At 53.5% G+C, this 16984-nt stretch carries 10 protein-coding genes; 7 read left to right on the top strand and 3 right to left on the bottom strand.

Annotation, left to right across the window (positions count from 1 at the left end):
- Positions 1-147: 147 nt before the first annotated feature.
- On the bottom strand, positions 148-543 hold the full coding sequence (gene atpC, locus QA596_02905; protein ID MDG5766402.1) for an ATP synthase F1 subunit epsilon: 396 nt from the start codon (positions 541-543) through the stop codon (positions 148-150).
- Positions 544-556: 13 nt separating this feature from the next.
- Complete coding sequence (atpD, locus tag QA596_02900) at positions 557-2056, bottom strand: F0F1 ATP synthase subunit beta (protein ID MDG5766401.1); 1500 nt, start codon at positions 2054-2056, stop codon at positions 557-559.
- 253 nt (positions 2057-2309) lie between these two features.
- Here atpD and rsmB point away from each other — a divergent pair, with 253 nt between their 5' ends.
- The 3 genes from rsmB (at position 2310) to QA596_02885 (ending at position 8898) form a co-directional block, all read left to right on the top strand.
- A complete protein-coding gene (rsmB, locus tag QA596_02895; protein ID MDG5766400.1) occupies positions 2310-3629 on the top strand; it encodes a 16S rRNA (cytosine(967)-C(5))-methyltransferase RsmB in 1320 nt (439 codons plus the stop codon).
- 31 nt (positions 3630-3660) lie between these two features.
- Complete coding sequence (locus tag QA596_02890; GenBank protein ID MDG5766399.1) at positions 3661-6408, top strand: valine--tRNA ligase; 2748 nt, start codon at positions 3661-3663, stop codon at positions 6406-6408.
- Between the two features lie 177 nt (positions 6409-6585).
- Positions 6586-8898 carry a UvrD-helicase domain-containing protein gene (locus QA596_02885; GenBank protein MDG5766398.1) on the top strand — a complete coding sequence of 771 codons (2313 nt, stop codon included), beginning with the start codon at positions 6586-6588 and terminating at the stop codon, positions 8896-8898.
- Between the two features lie 25 nt (positions 8899-8923).
- Here the strand turns inward: QA596_02885 and QA596_02880 are convergent, their stop codons facing one another.
- Complete coding sequence (locus QA596_02880; GenBank protein MDG5766397.1) at positions 8924-10048, bottom strand: site-2 protease family protein; 1125 nt, start codon at positions 10046-10048, stop codon at positions 8924-8926.
- A 373-nt stretch (positions 10049-10421) separates the two neighbouring features.
- Here QA596_02880 and QA596_02875 point away from each other — a divergent pair, with 373 nt between their 5' ends.
- From QA596_02875 to QA596_02860, 4 genes are all read left to right on the top strand, one after another.
- Complete coding sequence (locus tag QA596_02875) at positions 10422-11885, top strand: DUF5723 family protein (GenBank protein ID MDG5766396.1); 1464 nt, start codon at positions 10422-10424, stop codon at positions 11883-11885.
- A 338-nt stretch (positions 11886-12223) separates the two neighbouring features.
- Entirely contained in the window at positions 12224-14752 is a 2529-nt protein-coding gene (gene lon, locus QA596_02870) for an endopeptidase La (protein ID MDG5766395.1), read from the top strand.
- Between the two features lie 64 nt (positions 14753-14816).
- The gene (rsgA, locus tag QA596_02865; protein ID MDG5766394.1) at positions 14817-15728 is read left to right on the top strand and encodes a ribosome small subunit-dependent GTPase A; all 912 of its coding nucleotides are present in this window, start codon (positions 14817-14819) and stop codon (positions 15726-15728) included.
- Positions 15729-15861: 133 nt separating this feature from the next.
- A complete protein-coding gene (locus QA596_02860; GenBank protein ID MDG5766393.1) occupies positions 15862-16980 on the top strand; it encodes a hypothetical protein in 1119 nt (372 codons plus the stop codon).
- Positions 16981-16984 lie beyond the last annotated feature (4 nt).

The following is a 16984-nucleotide window of genomic DNA, read 5'->3' as shown; positions in this document are numbered from 1 at the left end:
ATCCATAGTGGAAGCAAACGAACTTCGCTTTTTATGCAAGCCGAAGCCATCTAAAACGAGACAAACCGGGCTGTTAGAGGAAGGGCAGTCGAAAAGCAATCAGCGAACGCAGACCGTTTTCTTCGGTATCATCAGGATTCGGATGAATTACTCGGCGGCCAGAGTAATCTTGTTCACCGCCTTTTTCAGGTCTTTCTCGGCGCGGGCGTGCTCGGCGGAATCAACTTTCAGCTCTCTCATTTTCGAGAGGAGATTCTCCTGAATCACCTTCTCCGCACTGAGATCAATGTCCGATACCGGAATGGCCTCTTCGACCAATACGGTAACCTGATTGTCTTTCACCTCTGTGAATCCGCCGCTAACCGCGTACAGCAGTTCTTCCTCCTCCTCGAAACGGATCACCATTTTGCCGGTATCCAGCAAAGCTACCAGGGGAGCGTGATTGTTGAGCACTTCGAAGGACCCATCGGCGCCGGGCATCCGGATTCCGGCAACTTCCCCGCTGAATACGGGTCCCAGTGGTGTTAAAATATTTGCTCTCATTCCATCACAAATTTCAGGATACGGCCTCTTTGTCTTCCTTGAGCATCTTCTCTCCCCGTTCAATGGCTTCCTCAATACTGCCGACCAGGAAGAAGGCGCTTTCGGGAAGGTGATCCAGCTCCCCGTTCACGATCATGTTAAAGCCTTTGATACTCTCTTCCACCTTGACAAACTTCCCTTCCAGTCCGGTGAACTGTGATGCTACAAAGAACGGCTGGCTCAGGAACCGCTGCACGCGACGGGCGCGGGCCACGGTAAGCTTGTCCTCATCGGAGAGCTCATCCATACCCAGAATGGCGATAATATCCTGGAGCTCCTTGTAGCGCTGCAGCAACTCGGTCACGTTCTGCGCGGCATCGTAATGCTCCTGACCGATAATCCGGGGATCCAGAATACGAGAGGTGGAATCCAGGGGATCGACGGCCGGATAGATGCCGAGGGAGGCAATCTGGCGGGATAATACCGTGGTGGCATCCAGGTGAGAGAAGGTTGTGGCGGGAGCCGGGTCGGTAAGGTCATCCGCCGGGACATAAATGGCCTGGACGGAGGTAATCGACCCTTCTTTGGTGGAGGTTATCCGCTCCTGAAGGTCACCCATCTCCGAGGCGAGCGTCGGCTGATAGCCAACCGCAGAAGGCATCCGGCCCAGAAGCGCGGATACCTCGGAACCGGCCTGGGTGAATCGGAAAATATTATCCACAAACAGCAGGATATCCTTGCTCACCTTATCGCGGAAGTATTCGGCGATGGTCAGTCCGGAGAGCGCCACTCGCGCGCGGGCTCCAGGCGGCTCGTTCATCTGACCGAACACCAGGGTTGCCTGGGATTCCTTCAGGGCCTCATGATCCACCTTTTCGAGATTCCAGTTGCCGGTCTCTTCAAACTCTTTCTTGAACTCCTCGCCGTAATTGATTACTCCCGACTCAATAAATTCACGAAGCAGGTCATTTCCTTCACGGGTACGCTCCCCGACCCCGGCAAAAACCGAGAGTCCGCCGTGCTGCTTGGCGATGTTGTTGATGAGCTCCTGAATCAATACCGTCTTGCCGACTCCGGCGCCACCAAAAAGCCCGATTTTCCCGCCTTTCGCATAGGGGCACAGAAGGTCAATCACCTTGATGCCGGTCTCCAGCATTTCCGAGGAGGTCGACAGGTCTTCGAACGATGGAGCCGGACGGTGGATGGGATACCGCTCCTTGCCTTCGGGTTGTTTGATCCCGTCGATGGCATCCCCGATGATATTGAACAGGCGGCCGCGAACATCGTCACCGATCGGCATGGAAATGGGGCCTCCCAGGTCAATGACCGGAGTCTCCCGGATCAGGCCGTCGGTCGAATCCATGGCAATGGTCCGGACCCTGTTTTCTCCAAGATGCTGGGCGACTTCAAGGATCAGATCATCCATCCCCTCTCTCTCCACTTTCAGGGCATTGAGAATGGCCGGCAGGTTTCCGTCCGGAAAGTCGACATCAATAACCGGACCAATAATTTGTGCGATGCTCCCTTTGTTCATTCTTACACAGATTTTGAATGTTCGTAATTCCAGGGGTAATTCGAGCCGCCTGAGAAGATTTCGAAATTACCAAATACCCTCGTAAAAGAAAAACATCAATATACCGCTCCTGTTTCCCTGCGCCCCATGTCCGCACATCCTCCGAACCGGTATTCACGGGGATGCGACCGGTGCACATCCGGGTTACCTCTTATAAAAAAAATCCGTACTTTTTAATGATTTGAACCATAACCAGAAAAGTGGAAAAATTATCTTGGAACAGACCCTTACCGCGCGTTACATCAGCGTTAAAGCACTAAATTATTTTGAAGAAAACAACCGTACCGATCCGGACATCCTGAATGCACTGAGCGGCCAGGAACGCCAGCAAGCCAACGAATATGTCCAGGGAATACTGCGAAAAAAGAGCTATCTCGACTTTTTGATTTCCCGTTTCAGCGCTGTCGGTGTGGACGAGATGAACCCGCTGTTTAAGAACATCCTCAGGGTCGGGATCTACGATCTTCTGTTTATGGACGGCACCCCCGATTATGCAGCCGTCAACGAAGCGGTCGAAATGGCCAAGAAACAGGCCGGCTCCAGGAGCGGCGACCTGATTAATGCCATCCTCAGAAGAGTGCAACGGGAGATTGCCCAGCTTCCGAAGCCGGATTTCGAAGACCGGACCAAACTTATCGGCACTACGTTCTCCCACCCCGAGTGGCTGGTCAAAAGATGGGTAAAACGGTTCGGCGAGAGGGAAGCGTTTCAGCTGATGCAGTACAACAACCTCCACCCCTCCTATTTTCTGAGGGTGAACGGTCTCAAGACCAACGACAAAAACTTCAAACTCAGGCTCACCAAGGCCGGTGTAACATTTGAAGAGAGTGACTGGCTTCCCGGGTATTACCGTGTCGATTCCCTGCAAAAGGTGCGGTCCAAGGGCTGGTACCAGAAAGGCCTGTGCCAGGTCCAGGATGTCGCCGCCGGATTCGCCCCCACCATACTGGATCCGCAGCCCGGCGAGTCGGTATATGACCTGTGCGCCGCTCCCGGCACCAAAACCATTGTCATGTGCGATATGATGGAGAACCAGGGCAGCATCCTGGCCGTTGACATCTCCCCCGAACGCATCGGTTCCATCGCCGACAACGTCACCAATTACGGAGCCGAAATCGTGAAAATTCAACGTGCCGATATCATCGAGGAGCGGTTCAAACTGGTGGATGCCGTTCTGCTCGACGCCCCCTGTTCCGGTACGGGTGTGATGGCCAAACGCGCCGACCTGAGATGGCGCCGCTCCGAAGAAGACATAGAAAGCTTCGCAAAGCAGCAAGACGAACTACTTGACGCAGCAGCAAATATGGTCAAGCGTGGCGGTCGGCTTGTCTACACCACTTGCTCCATAGAGCCGGAGGAAAATATGGAGCGCATCGTAAAGTTCCTGGAAACATACGACAACTTTGAACTTGAAGAACTGGATGATTACCTGCCGGAAGAGGTACTGGCCGAAGATTTCAAATCCTATCAAACCCTGCCCCATATCCACAAATGCGACGGCCACTTCGGTGTGCTGCTCCGCAGAAAGGTGTAATCCCGTTACCATATCCGCAAACTGAACAACCATGTCCGACAGCAGTACCCCAGAGCAGGAAATTCCGAAAAAATACGATCCCAAAGCCATCGAGGACCGGTGGTACGATTACTGGATGCAGCACCGCATGTTCGAGGCGGACGCCGATTCCGACAGAGAGCCGTTCACCATCATGATGCCCCCGCCCAATGTCACCGGCGCGCTGCATATGGGGCACGCGTTGCAGGGCGCGGTCCAGGACGCCATCACCCGGCTCAAGCGGATGCAGGGCTATGAGGCCCTGTGGCTTCCCGGTACAGACCACGCCGGTATCGCCACCCAGAACGTTGTGGAGCGCGACCTCAAAAAGAACGAAAAGAAAAACCGTCACGATATCGGACGGGAAGAATTCGTCAATAAGGTGTGGGAGTGGAAAGAGAAGTACGGGGAGATCATCACCCGGCAGTACAGCAAGCTTGGGGTCAGCTGCGACTGGAGCCGCGAACGGTTTACCATGGACGAAGGGCTCTCCAGAGCGGTTCAGGAGACATTCATCCGCCTCCACAAACAAGGGCTCATCTACAAGGGTAATTACCTCGTGAACTGGTGTCCGGTGGATATGACCGCCATTTCCGACGAGGAGGTCGAGCATATTGAACGCAAAGGCCATATGTGGCACGTTGCCTACCCGGTTGACGAGGAAACCGCGGAGCGTACCGGCATCCGGCACATCACCATCGCCACCACCCGGCCCGAGACCATTCCGGCCGATACCGCGGTCAGCGTGCATCCCGACGATGACCGTTACCGTGATCTGGTAGGCAGTTATGTAGAAGTGCCTACCACCGGGCGCAAGGTGCCCGTGATCGCCGACGACTACGTTAAAATGGATTATGGCTCCGGAGCCCTTAAGGTCACACCGGCTCATGATGAGAACGACTTCGAAATCGGGCGGCGTCACTCCCTTCCGACCATCAATATCATCAACAAGGACGGCACGCTGAATGCCGAATCCGGCGCCTATGCCGGCATGGACCGGTTCGATGCGCGCAAGAAAATTGTCGAGGACATTGAGGAGGCCGGACTGCTGGTGAAAGTGGAAGACTATGTCAACCAGATCGGTGTCTCAAGCCGCAGCAAGGCGGTCATCGAGCCGCTGCTATCCGACCAGTGGTTCGTCAGCATGAAACCCCTTGCCGAAAAAGCGATGCAGGCCAGCCGGAACGGGGAGTTTCGGTTCTACCCTGGCCGCTGGGAAAATGAGTTTTTCCGGTGGATGGAGGAGATTCGCGACTGGGTCATCTCCCGGCAGCTTTGGTGGGGACACCGTATCCCGGTCTGGTATTACACCCGGGAAGACGGATCCATCGACCCTGGGAGAGACTACGTCGTCAGCATTGAACAGCCCGAAGAAGGCATGGTACAGGACCCGGACGTTCTGGATACCTGGTTCTCCTCCTGGCTGTGGCCCTTCTCCACCCTCGGCTGGCCCGGGTCCTCCCGTGATTTTGAGAAGTTTTACCCGACTTCACTGCTGGTCTCCGGGTACGATATCCTCTTTTTCTGGGTCAGTCGCATGCTTATGGGCGGAATCCATTTCACCGGCAGCGCCCCTTTCCGCGATGTCTTCATGACCGGCATCGTCAAGGACAAACAGGGACGCAAGATGAGCAAAAGCCTCAACAACGGTATTGATCCGCTGGAGATGATCGACCAGTACGGGGCCGACGCCGTCCGGTATTGCCTGATCATCCTGTGTGCCCAGGGACAGGATATCAAACTGGATCCCGGCAAGTTTGAAATGGGGCGGAATTTCGCCAATAAACTGTGGAACGCGTTCCGCTTCCTGAATCTCCATATCAAGCCGGAGGCAACATATGCCGGCGACCTGGCCTCGGCCGCATCCTCCCGAAACTCCGCTACCGATGCTGCGGCAAACCCTCAAAACGCAGACAACGCCTCCGGCGCGCAATGGCAGCTGCATGACCGATGGATGGTCTCACGCGTCCATCAGACCATCCGTGCGGTGGAAGATGACCTGTCGCGCTATCGCCTTAACGAGGCTCTGCTCAAAATCTACTCTCTGGTATGGGATGATTACTGCGACTGGTATCTGGAGCTCATCAAACCCGAATTTGGCAAACCGATGCCGGAGCCGGTCGCGGAACGGGCCGTCATCATATTTGAAATGCTGCTGAAGCTGCTGCATCCGTTCATGCCGTTTATCACCGAGGAGATCTGGCAGCGACTGAGGGAGCGTTCGGCTGATGAAGCTCTGATTCGCAGCGAGTGGCCCGAATTCCGGGAATCATTTGTCGACAAGGATGCCGAACAGCTCTTCGGCACCATCCAGCAGATGATCTCTTCCATCCGAAACATCCGGGCCGAAATGAATGTGCCCGACAACCTGGAGATCTCGGTAATCCTGAAACCCGCCGCAAAAGATGTCCAGGAGCAGCTGCAACAGCAGAAAGCCGTTTTTCAAAAAATGCTGAAGCTCTCCGACCTGTCAGTGGACATGGATGCCCGGAGACCCAAAGCCAGCGCCTCGGATGTCGTGAACGGACACCAGCTGTTTGTTCCGCTCACCGGACTCATTGACTTCGAAAAAGAGAAAGCAAGGATTCACAAGGAAATTGACCGCCTTCAGGCTTTCCTGATTTCCGTGGAAAAGAAGCTCTCCAACGAGAAATTCGTTCAAAACGCGCCCGACCAGGTCGTGCAGAACGAGCGAAGCAAACAGCAGGACGCCCGCATCAACCTGGATAAAATGCAGACCATCCTTGCCGACCTGGAGTAACGGCGCATGGCTTTCATAATGCTGGAATTGATATGAATTGACCTGGTGTATTGTGTTGATGTATTGATCTTTATGCCTTACTCGCAACAGCATCATCACCTGGTGTCGCTTGCCTGCCCGGCATATCCTTCGCGCCTCTTCGGATCCAAATCGAAACGACTTTTGTAACTTAGCAGCATGCCCACATTTGTACTTGAAAATGATGATCAGGAGAAGCCGCGGCCATCCGTCCCGCCGTTTCTTGAAAATGTGAACGACCGGCAAAAAGAGGCGGTACTCCACACCGACGGGCCCCTGCTGATAATCGCGGGAGCCGGAAGTGGCAAAACCAGGGTGCTCACCTACCGCATCGCCAATCTTCTCTATCAGAAAAAGGCCTGGCCCAACCAGATACTGGCGCTCACCTTCACCAACAAGGCCGCCCGCGAGATGCAGGAACGTATCGTCGATCTGATCGGTGAGCAGGCCAACCGGCTCTGGATGGGCACGTTCCACTCCATTTTCTCAAGAATTCTGCGCATTGAAGCCGAGACCCTCGGCTATACCAGGGATTTCAGCATTTACGACAGTGTGGACAGCGACCGGGTCATCAAGGCCATACTGCAGGAGCTCGGGTTTAATACCAGGGAGGTAAAGCCCCAGGCGATCCGCTTCATCATCAGCGGAGCCAAGAATCAGCTGATTTCTCCGGAGGTGTTCCGCGACAAGTTCGTGCAGAGCTCGATGGAGGATATCGCCGCGCAGGTGTACGAGCGGTATGTCAACCGATGCCGGAAGAATAACGCGATGGATTTCGACGATTTGCTGATCAAGCCCATAGCGTTGTTTGAGCAGCATCCGGAAATTCTGGAAAAGTACCGGCAGCATTTTCGCTACATCCTCATCGACGAGTACCAGGACACCAACCACGCGCAGTATCGCGCCACCCGGCTTCTGGCCTCCGGACACGAAAATATCTGCGTGGTCGGTGACGATGCCCAGAGTATCTATTCGTTCCGAGGGGCGGATATCGGCAACATCCTCAATTTCAAGGAGGATTATCCCGATGCCACCCAAGTCCCGCTGGAGCAAAACTACCGCTCCACAAAATTCATACTGCGGTGCGCCGATTCGGTCATCAAAAACAATCAATCGCGGCTGGAAAAAACGCTGTGGACCAACAACGACCAGGGGAATATCATCACCGTCCTGGAGAATTACGATGAACGGGATGAGGCCAACCGGGTCGTCCGTTCCATCGAATCCATGAAAATGCGAAACCATCTGAGTTTTCGTGATTTTGCCGTACTCTACCGCACCAACTATCAGAGCCGGGTTCTCGAGGACGCGTTTCGCCGCAAAGGCATCCCCTACCAGCTGGTGGGAGGCATTTCGTTTTACCAGCGCAAGGAGATCAAGGACGTGACCGCCTATCTTCGTCTGCTGGTGAATCCGCACGATACGGAGTCCCTCCTGCGGGTGATCAACGAGCCCGCCCGGGGCGTCGGCGAGAAAAGCATTGCCGATCTGATTAGGCTGGCGGCCGAAAACGACCGGTCCGTATGGGATGTCATCCAGGAGGTGGAGTCATCTGGAATTTACAAGCCTGCCATCCCCAGAATCCGGCATTTTGTGGATGTGCTGCATACCGCTGCGGGAAAGCTGGATGAACTGGGACTCACCGATACGGTCCGTTTCTTGATTGAGGAGACCGGCTATGTGAAGCAGTTTATCGAGGAGCATTCGCACGACTCACTGATGCGTCGTCAGAATGTCATGGAACTGATAAATGCCATCTCCTATTTCGAAAAAAGCAGCAGCACCCCGTCCCTGAGCGCGTTTCTGCAGGAAATCAGTCTGATTACCGACCTGGACGCCCACGACTCCGACGAACCGCAGGTGACGCTGATGACCGTACACGGCTCCAAGGGCCTTGAATTTCCCGTCGTTTATATTGTCGGGCTGGAGGAAGAGCTTTTCCCCATCGGGGGCCGGTCGGGCGAGGAGGTGGATATCGAGGAAGAGCGCCGGCTCTTTTATGTGGCCATAACGCGGGCCGAAAAGTATCTTCATTTCAGTTATGCCAAGAACCGGTTCCGCTTTGGCGAACAGGTGGAAATGCGCCGTTCCCGCTTTCTGGATGAAGTGGATCCCTCGGTTGTGCGCACTGAAACGGGTGCAACCATACATCAGGGTGGAAGCAGGCAAAGGGGCGGCGGTTACTCCCGGCCAGGCAGCGGCGGAACCTACATCAGTTATGACGATTCCGCGCAATTCGACGCTGATGAGGGGCCAAAGTCATCCCCCGACGAGTCAACCATCGAATATGATGCCGAAGCCTTCGACGGCAACTGGCGTCCGGGGATGCTGGTTGCCCATCCGAAATTCGGAGCCGGGAAAATACTGCAGTGCGAAGGCCGGGGAGAGCAGGCCAAAGTCACGGTCTTTTTCAAAAAAGCCGGGCAGAAGAAGCTGATGCTCAAATACGCCAAACTGACTCCTCTCGGATAGTTCTTTAGCAGCAATCGTGCGGAGACTATGCCTTCAGCGTCTCACGAAACTCGACAAACTGAAGGATATCCTTGCGGGATACAATTCCGACCAGAGTGCCGTTTTCCATCACCGGCACCCTTCCGGTTTGGGAATCGATCATTTTCATCAGTACATCATAGGCGTCATCGTCCGGACCGGCAACCACCAGGTCTTCACGGGCGCTCATCACATCCTTCACCCGAACCAGCTCCCACTGGTCATGGGCGACCGCCTTGACCTGATTGATTTCAATCAGACCCAGAAACTCCCCCTGCCTGACAACCGGAAAACAGGAAAACCGGTTCTTGAAGAAATGCTCATTGACCAGATTGCGCAGCGAGATGTCGGGATGCACCGTTGCCGGATCCGCCGACATGATTTTGCTGACCGGCGTTCCGGAAAGCCCTTCGCGCATGGCCACCATATAATACCCGCTTTTCGCCGACTGAAGCAGGAATACGCCGATCAGGATCCAGAATACCCCGGCGATAATCTGGCCGCCGATAATGGCAAGCACACCGAGAAACATCAGGGCGAAGGCAAAGATCTGGCCGATGCTGCTTACCACCCGCGTGGATTTTCGCAAATTGCCGGTAAAATGCCAGATGGCGGCACGCAGCATCCTCCCCCCGTCCAGTGGAAAGCCCGGCACCATATTGAACAGTGCAAGCAAAATATTGATGTATCCAACATACCAGAATACCCCGTGCAACCCTTCGCTGATCACCGGTTGCGAAACGAAGGCGAGCCCCAGGAATACCACCCCGATCGCTATACTGCAAAGCGGACCGGCACCGGCAATGGCGAACTCGTCGCTCGCCTTTTCAGGCTCCTTTTTCATCCGGGCCAAACCCCCGAAGATGAACAGTATGATTTCGGATATTTCCACCCCCCTTCTCCTTGCAGCGATGGCGTGCCCGAATTCATGAAGCAGGATGGATAAAAAGAACAGAAACGCGGCAAGCAGACCCAGGAACCACGACTCCCATCCCGATGCCAATTGATAGTTCTCGGGAAAATAGTGGACGGAGAGCATGTACACTACCAGAACAAAAATGATAAACCAGCTGTAATCCAGTCCAACCCTGATTCCTTTATAATCGCCAATGGTTACGCCTTGTGTCTGCATATTTTTTTTGTAAAGTGCGCAAGAAAACCGGCAGCAAGCCTGTTATGTTTATAGCATACGGCCGGTGACCAAAACTTCGGATAGAAAACCCTGAAACCGGCCTTGCATTCCGTTTGCAGTTTCGAAACCTTATTACAATTTCGTTCATCGCGAAGCAAAAAACGACATTGGTTAAATACGTATTTACCCGTATTTTTGAAAGTTCTGACGTGATAGAAAATAATTGCCGGTTTGCATCCGGATTCGCGACTGTCGCAGGATTGCCCCTAAATATCATTGACTTCGTCTCTGTTCCTCACCCGATCAAGTTTCACGTTCCGGTTTGTTGTTGAAAATGTGCCAATATTATGCGTTTGTGTGCTGCCTGATCTGTATGCCGGTATTATTTGCCGGCGTTGCGGCCGGACAGCCGATCACCTCTCCGGAACAGGTTGCTCTTGGAGGCGGAGTGGCTTATGTAACCGGGCCGTCGGTTCAGTTCTACAATCCCGCCAATCTTATGATACGCGACTGTCACAGAAGCACCCGTATCAGTCTTGGTCTGGGCGGTATCTATCACAGTGACGGCCACGACTACGAGTCCCTAGACCGCTTTTTCCGGGAGGCGGAAACGGTTTTTTTTTCTGGAACACTGCCCGCCGGACGGGAGCCCGGTGGTGATGACCTGGATCATCTGTTTGCTGGCGATGAGTTTTACCGGCATACCATTCGATACGATTTCATACCGGTTGTGGTGAGCTGGCACCGGGGTGAATCGGCCCGGTCTGTCGCTCTTCGCTCCAGAGGGTTCTCTTCCTTCGAAATCAACCGGAACTGGTTCGATGTTTCGGATGCCCGTGAGCAGGAAGTGTTCACCCGACAGCTGCGTGAACAATACATGGTCCTGCACGAATTATCCTACTCGTTCTCCCGGGAAGTTACCATGTTCAACCGGTGGCATGCCGGCCTGAACAGCCTGTTTGTGGGAATTGCGCCGAAGATTATTGTCGGTGGCTTGCACTCCGAGACCGACTTCCGTTCCGACTACACGGACATGGGCGGCCGATGGTTCAGTGAACGGCACCTGGACTCCCGAACCTCCGGGGATCTGAGCGCATTCCTGTCGGATGTCATGTCCCAGGGTGACCCGCAGCGCTCATTTGACCGTTTTCTCTCGTCCCGCTCCAACTTCGACCTGAATGGTGCAGGTTTGGGGCTGGATGCCGGCCTGACATACATCATCCCCCTGGGAGACGACATTGCTCTGTCACCTCATGTCAACCGGCCTCCCAGAAAATCTCTTCGCTTTGCCATATCCATAACCGATTTGGGAGCCGTCCGGTATTTTCAGGATGCCGCGGAATGGCGCTCTAAGTCGGATACCGACATCACCGGCAGCCTGCCCGAGGCGCGATTCCTGCATACCGGATCTCCCGGCTCGATAATTGACTATCTGATGTCAGATGACGAGGAACAGAGGGTTTTGGACAAGATGGAACAACAGGAAGCGGATTCCTATACCATTCAGCTTCCTACCGAGCTTCATGTCGGATCGGCCATTCAGCTCAACCGGATAGCCGCCATGCTCAATTTCAACTACCGGTTTAACTCCACGAGCTTTGAACCTGACGGGTGGTATGCGTCTGCCGGCAGTGAAATACGCCTGCTGCCCTTTCTTCCGCTGAGGGGAAGTATCCAGATGAATCCCGATCGTGATCTCAGTTTCGGGGTCGGTGCAGGCATCGATGTCGGTATACTGCATGTTTCCGCTTCAGCTCGATTTTTTTCACGCGACAACGGGGAGGTGGACTGGCTTGCCGATACCGTGTCTGCCCTTGGCCTGCAAGTTCGCTTTTGATGCCCGAAGCAGCAAAAGGGTGCCATATTGGCAAAACAGTACCGCGATTGACCTGCCACATTGACCGGGATAATCTCTACTGAGATTTAATTGATATTCCTGCTATTTTAACAGGAGTCAAGCTAATAACAACTCATTGCAGGCAAGAGGAGGTAAACGGCCGTTCGGCTTTTGTTGTTCTGTGGGATGCCGTTGAACAACAATTTGATGCACTGACAAAAATCACTGCTTTTTTGTCGCTGTAGCATGACGAATTGAACATTGCTTTGAGTCTGGTTCAATTCTTGCCGTTGATTTGGGTGAAATCGTAACTGAAATGAAAAAACGCTATTTACTGCATGCACAATTTTGATGGACTGAAAATACTTTCAAACAAGTTGTCTGAAGACGAATTCGATGATTTTGAACAGGCTATTCCGCTTCTTTCCGAAGAAGAAGAGAGACGAATGACGGAATCGGATATCCCCGACGAACTGCCCATCCTGCCGCTGAAAAATACCGTTCTGTACCCCGGAGTGGTAATTCCCATTACGGTTGGCCGTGACCGGTCTCTTGAACTTGTTAAAAAGGCCTATGAATCCGACAAAACCATCGGAATTGTCACGCAGAAGAACAAGGATCAGGAGGATCCCTCGCCCGACGAGTTGTACCACGTCGGTACCATCGCCCAGATCCTGAAGCTGATCAAAATGCCTGATGGAAGCAAAAGTATTGTGATTCAGGGTAAAAGCATTTTTGAAATTGAGGAATTCACTCAACACGACCCCTACTACATTGCCAGGGTCAAGCCTTTTTTATACGACCAGGACGTTTCCGGAGTAGAGCTGGACGCGGCGCTCAGATCGGTCAAGGAGACGGCAACCCAGATTGTCAATCTCTCTCCGAATATTCCATCGGAAGCGGCCATTGCGATCAACAACATCAACAGCCCCACTTTTCTGCTCAATTTCATCAGCTCCAACCTGAACATCTCTCTGGATGAAAAGCAGGCCCTGCTGGAGATACGATCCTTCTCCGAAAAGATGGACAAGGTGATGGCCTACATCAAAAAGGAGATGCAGGTATTGAACCTCAGTGAGGAGATACGGTCAAAGGTTAAAACCGATATCGACAAACAGCAGAAAGACTTTTATCTGCGGCAGCAGCTGAAGGCGATTCAGGAAGAGCTTGGGGAAGACAGCGAACAGGAGGATGTTCAGAAGCTGAGAAACCGCGCCAAAGAGAAAGATTTCCCGGAGCATGTTGAGAAAGTTCTTGAAAAGGAGCTCGACCGGCTGGAACGGACCCCGTCCAACGCTCCCAATCACGGTGTCATCTATAATTACGTGGAATGGCTGGTTGACCTGCCCTGGAACCACTATTCGGAAGACAAGCTGGATCTGAAAAACGCCCGCAAAATTCTGGACGAAGACCATTACGGCCTCGAAAAGGTCAAGAAACGGATCGTTGAGTACCTCTCCGTGCTTAAGCTTAAAAAGGATATGAAGGCCCCTATCCTCTGCTTCCATGGCCCTCCCGGAGTCGGGAAAACATCCCTGGGCCGCTCCATTGCACGCGCCATGAACCGCGAGTTCCAGCGGTTCAGTGTTGGCGGACTGCAGGACGAGGCCGAAATCCGTGGCCATCGCCGGACGTATATCGGTGCCCTTCCCGGCCGTATCATCCAGAGTGTCAAGAAAGCCGGGACCAGCAACCCGCTGATGATGCTCGATGAAATCGACAAGGTGGGAATGAATTTTCGGGGAGACCCCACCTCGGCGCTGCTCGAAGTACTTGATCCGGAACAGAACCATACGTTTTACGACAACTACCTTGAAGTAGAATACGACCTCTCCAAAGTGCTGTTCATTGCAACGGCCAACAATCTCGACACCATCCCTCCCGCCCTTCGGGACCGCATGGAGATGATCTATCTGAGCGGATATACCCTTGAGGAGAAGCTTCAAATTGCCAAGAAGTACCTGGTTCCGAAACAGATAAAGGAGAACGGCCTGAAGAAATCCCAGTTCCGGGTCTCTGACAAAGCCATTGAAAAGCTGATCGACGGATATACGCGGGAATCGGGTGTCCGAAACCTGGAACGGGAAATCGGATCGGTGGCCCGCGGTGTCGCCAGCAAGGTCGCTTCCGACGAAATCACCAAAGCCTCCGTAGGTGTGGGCGATGTCGAAGATTACCTCGGAAAGCGGAAGTTCTTCTCCGATATCGCGGAGCGCACCACCGTCCCGGGCGTAGCCACTGGTCTTGCATGGACGCCTTTTGGCGGGGATATCCTGTTTATTGAGGCCAGCGTCTCCAGGGGCTCCGGAAAACTGAACATCACCGGTCAGCTTGGCGAAGTGATGAAAGAGTCAGCCATGCTGGCACTGAGCTATCTGAAATCGCGCTCATCGGAGCTTTCCATTCCGGATGCGGCATTTGATAAATGGGACCTGCATATCCACGTTCCGGCCGGATCCGTACCAAAGGACGGCCCATCCGCCGGACTACCGCTGCTGGCTGCCGTCTCCTCTATTTTCACCCAGCGCAAAGTGAAGAACACCGTAGCCATGAGCGGCGAAATCACGCTTCGCGGATCGGTGCTTCCGGTGGGCGGCATCAAGGAAAAAACCCTTGCGGCCCGGCGGGCGGGAATTGAGACGGTCATCCTCCCCTCAAGAAACCGGAAAGATGTGGATGAGATTGAAACCGATGTACTGAAAGGGGTCAATTTTCATTATCTGGACCGGATGGAGCCGCTCCTCGATCTGGTACTTGAAAAGAAGCCGGACATGGATCCCGCGGTTAAATTCGCTGCCGTCAAAAAGAAATCAGGCGAGAACGCGTCCGTTCGCAATGAACCCACCGGCCAAACCGCATCCGGCTAACCCGAAACCCCGGTCACGGTAATCTTCCGTGCCCCTCAGGCAGCATCCGATTGATATTCTACGAATGAAAGGATTGGTTGTCAAAGCTACCGGCAGTTGGTACACGGTTCGAACGGACTATGGTTCGTTTATGGAATGCCGGCTGCCGGGCAAGTTCCGCCTTTCCGGTGAACAGGTAACCAATCCGGTGGCTGTAGGCGACAAGGTATCAATTACCAGGGAGCCCGAGGGCACCGGTATCATTGAAGAGATTGAAGAGCGCCGAAACCGTCTGATCCGGAAAGCTACACACGGCAAAAGAGGTATTCAGGTGATTGCCGCCAATGTGGATCAGGTGGTGATCGTTACCTCGTTTCGCCAACCGGCTTTCAAGACCGGTTTCATCGACCGGGTGCTGGTCTGCTGCGAAGCCTATGAAATTGCACCCCTCATTGTGATGAACAAAACGGATCTGTGCAGCACACGGGAGGATTCAGAGGAGCTTGAAAAGGCGTCAGGATTGTATCAGGACCTCGGCTACCCCATGATTCCCATCAGCGCGCTGGATACAGCTTCTGTTCAGAAGTTTCTGACGGAACATATCAGCGGAAAAACTACCGTCCTTACCGGTCCGTCGGGAACCGGTAAAACCACCTTGTTGAACGTCATGGTCCCTGGCCATGACCTGAAAACCGGAGAAGTGAGCCACGCTTCCAACAAGGGGAAACATACCACAACCTTTGCCCGGCTGATCGAAACGGACGACAACACATCCATCATCGACACTCCGGGCATCAGGGAATTCGGTCTGGTTGATGTAGAGCCCTATGAAGTGTCGCTTTTTTTCCCGGAGATGAAGCCCTTTCGAGAGGAATGCCACTTTTATAACTGCACCCACAAGCACGAGCCCCGATGTGCGGTACGAGCGGCTGTCGATGGCGGGATGATTGCCGAGTCCAGGTATAAAAGCTATTTGAATATCCTTGAAAGCATCTGAGAGGGGAACGAAAAAAAACCTCGCCCCGCCATTTACAGTTCCGCAAAAGGTCTGTAAGTTATCACTTAGTTTGCATTAAACAGTCAGATTCACACCAACCAATCCCTGCACACTTTTTATCCCGGTTACAGCTATGGCGATGCATACAACATATTGCCGCAAAATCTCCATTGTGATGATTTTTACGGCGGCTCTGCTTTTTTCTCCGATTAAAAGTTCCTTTGCGCAGCTAGATGACCTTGGAGCATTTATTGAGGGTGGCGCCGAAGACGCCCAACTGCTTCTTCAGGAGTATATCAGGCCGTTCGGAAGCGGGTTCGGCGGCGGCATAAATTCCGGCTGGGTTGATCGCGCCGGCACACACGGGCTGTTCGGTTTCCACGTTAAGGTAAGCGCCACATCCGCGTTTGTGCCCTCATCCGACCGCTCTTTTGATGTCAATGCCCTTAATATGGAGAATCTGTTTGTTCTTCACGGGGATGATCCTGTGACGCCAACATTCAGTGGCAGTTCCGATTCCGGACCCATGCTGGGATTTCGGAGTCAGCATCCTCAGACCGGCGAAATGGTTGAATACGAGGCATTTCGTATGCCGGAAGGGACCGGACTCCGCTTCATACCCACTCCCATGGTCCAGGCGGGAGTCGGACTTCCCAAAAATACCGAGCTGATGATCCGATTCGTACCCACACTCAGTTTCGATGACTATGGTGAGTTTCATCTTCTCGGATTCGGAGCCAAACACGAATTGAACCAGTGGATACCCGGTGGCAGGTTGCTTCCCATTACTCTCTCTGTGATGGCAGGTTATACAACCATCGGCAGTGAAACAAACCTTGAAGCGCGCCCCACTCCTGATGAATATGAACAGGTTGCCGATGGTGTCGATGTTGAAAACGACTGGGACGATCAGCGCATCCGGCTGAACACCAATGCGTTTACCATGAATCTCCTGGTAGGAAGGTCCCTTCCGGTCTTTTCCTTCTACGGCGGAATCGGATTCGAGACCTCCACCACGAGTGTAAAAATGGACGGCAACTATCCGTATTACATACTTGTTGAAAGCGACGGTGATATCGTCCGGGAGCTGAATGCGCTTGCCGATCCGATCGACTTCTCCGTTGACGGATCGAATTCGCTGCGTGCCATGGCCGGCATTCGTATCCGACTTTTCCCTTTTACCCTTAATGTGGATTATACCCTGGCTGATTATTCCATGGTTTCGGCCGGTTTCGGAATAAGCTTCCGGTAATTGG

The sequence above is a fragment of the Balneolales bacterium ANBcel1 genome, from assembly GCA_029688905.1.
In the GTDB taxonomy this organism is placed as follows: Bacteria; Bacteroidota; Rhodothermia; order Balneolales; family Natronogracilivirgulaceae; genus SLLW01.
The sequence above is the reverse complement of the archived record's forward strand: the minus strand, read 5'-3'. Positions and strand labels throughout refer to the sequence as shown.